The organism is Limnospira sp. PMC 1279.21 (genome assembly GCF_032349615.1).
Taxonomy (GTDB): domain Bacteria; phylum Cyanobacteriota; class Cyanobacteriia; order Cyanobacteriales; family Microcoleaceae; genus Limnospira; species Limnospira fusiformis.
Window position 1 is genome coordinate 1 of record NZ_JARPLU010000331.1, and the last position, 2290, is coordinate 2290.

Sequence of the window (2290 nt, forward strand, 5' to 3'; positions counted from 1 at the left end):
CCCAGCGGGGGTTCTGATGGTCTCGATTGAGCCATTGGAGTCCCATCTGCGGAGTATTCTTTCATGGACTCCAAGGATTTGGGCCGCTTCCTTGGGTTTGACATATCTGGCAATAGGTTTATCCTCAACTCTTCTCGCTTCTTATACCATATTGCCCTAAAATATTAACCTAATTTGAGATTAAATCATCCTCTTGTCGGACTGTTTAGGCAACACCATTAGGGGTCGAGAATGGAGTCACCTCCATCCCCTCCCATTCAGAACCGTGCGTGAAAGTTTCCCTTCACACGGCTCCTAGTTTGATTGCTCCATTGTTAGGGATACGGCTTTGGCATTGTCTAATGCCGTTTTATTATCGTGACAGTGGCGGTGCAGTAATTGAATATTCTTGTATTCATCCTTTCCGCCGTGGCTTCGAGGTACAATATGGTCTACTTCAATTATGTCTGATGGGGTAAAGTATTGCCCACACCAGGCACACTTACCTTTTTGCCTTTTGAGTAGTTTGGCTACTTTTGTCGGTGTATCAGTTGTTTGTCCTTTTCTGGTTGCCCAGTAAGTCCAATTTCCGTCGTATGGTGTTGCGTCCGGGCGCACTAGGGTATGTCTGACCAATGGGGTCCAGTTATGCTTATGCAGATGTAACCCATCTTTGGTTTGAAACATCCAAGTTTCCTGTCTTTCTTTCCCATTACTGAGTTTAACCGTTCCCGGTTTAAAGTATTTACTCAGTTTCTTATGTTTTGCCTTTCCGCATCTTGAAACTGTCCATGCCCGCAACATTTGCCAAACTGTGTAATCCAACTTATTGAATGTCTCAACTGAGACTACCCCGGAATAGTAATTAGACCATCCTCGTATTATCGGGTTTAGTCTACTAATCAGGGCTGATTGGGGTGCTGTTTTATGTTGTTTTATTACACCCTTCATCACTTCAGTGTGGGCTTTAACTGCTTTCTTGCTGGGTTTAATGTGAGTTACAAAGGTTTTCCTTGTGTCCCTATTTATCTTCCCTGCTCTATGTTTTCCTGCTGGGTATTGCCTGATATTGAATCCGATAAAATCGAACCCTGATTCCTCTGTTTTGCCATTATACTCCATAGAATTGAGTGTGTGACAAATCCGAGTCTTTTCGGGCTTAATTTCTAGTCCAACGGGTTTTAACCATTCAGAGATTGCAGTTTGGCACTGTTCAATGATTCCTAGGTCTTTTGAGATTACCACGAAATCATCCGCGTACCTTATTAGGGTAGCCTGAACGGTTCCCCTTTTCTTGGGATACATTGTTTCGATTAATCTTGCCATTCCATCCAGTGCGATGTTGGCAAGTAGTGGGCTTATTACCCCTCCTTGTGGTGTCCCTGTTTCTGTATCCTCGAATACGTCGTTATCCAACACACCTGCTTTTAACCATTGTTTCAGGTCTCTTTTTAGGCAGCTTGGACCATGAATTTTGGACAGTAGGTAATCATGGTTTATTCGATCGAAACACTTCGCTATATCCGCGTCTAGCACGTAGTATTCACCTTTGTTGATACTCAGGTAAATCCTGGCTATTGCATCCTGAGCTGACCTCCCTGGTCTAAACCCATAGCTTGTGCCTTCAAATCTTGCTTCCCATTCGGGTTCGAGTGCCGACTTCACCAAGGCTTGCCTTGCTCTATCTTGGATAGTGGGTATTCCCAGGGGGCGTTTTTCATCCCTTCCAGGTTTTGGAATCCACACCCGTCGCAGTGGTTTGGGTTTGAGTTTCCCTTTGATTTCCTTCACCATCTCTAGCCTTTACTTAGGGGATATTACTATCTTTCCATCCACTCCAGCCGTCTTTTTACCTTGGTTTTCTTGGGGGGCGGGTTTATTAAGCTGACTGTTGGGAAGCATGGCTGACCGTGGAACCCGCCCCTACAGCCGCACTGCTAAGAGCCGGGCATAATATGATTTCACCAGTAGACGTTGCAACCTTCTAACCTTTGCATTCTGTCCCGATTTAGCTGCTTGAAATATACTCTTTTGGAGCTTAAAAACTCTCCGTTGAACTTTCGTCCATGGGATTGCCTTCCATGCGTTGTTCGTAGTCTTGATTGGTTTTGATTTCTCAAACCCTTTCTTTAAGCTCGCTATCGCCATTTTTACACCTACTAGACTCTATTCCTTGCAATCAAACCGTGACCTGTTAGCATATCCCTTCCATTACAGTCGGGCGTTGGCTTTTGGTCACATCTCACATCCCCAATGGTTAGGGGTCGAGAGTGAAGTCACCTTCACCCTCTCCCATTCAGAACCGTGCTTC

Annotated in this window: 3 protein-coding genes and 1 pseudogene; all 4 read right to left on the reverse strand. The window is 44.9% G+C overall.

Annotation, left to right across the window (positions count from 1 at the left end):
* Window positions 1–114, reverse strand: a 114-nt coding sequence (locus P5683_RS24240) for a MerR family DNA-binding transcriptional regulator (protein WP_396442618.1), incomplete at its 3' end; no start/stop codon positions are given.
* A gap of 180 nt (window positions 115–294) precedes the next feature.
* The gene (locus P5683_RS26605) at window positions 295–783 is read right to left on the reverse strand and encodes an HNH endonuclease (RefSeq protein ID WP_396442619.1); all 489 of its coding nucleotides are present in this window, start codon (window positions 781–783) and stop codon (window positions 295–297) included.
* A pseudogene (ltrA, locus tag P5683_RS24245) lies at window positions 778–1881 on the reverse strand (group II intron reverse transcriptase/maturase); the annotation flags it as partial. The gene P5683_RS26605 and the pseudogene ltrA, both read right to left, overlap by 6 nt.
* A 21-nt stretch (window positions 1882–1902) precedes the next feature.
* Window positions 1903–2127: a reverse transcriptase N-terminal domain-containing protein gene (locus P5683_RS24255; protein ID WP_008054763.1), complete on the reverse strand. Its 225-nt coding sequence runs from the start codon at window positions 2125–2127 to the stop codon at window positions 1903–1905.
* Between the last annotated feature and the right edge of the window lie 163 nt (window positions 2128–2290).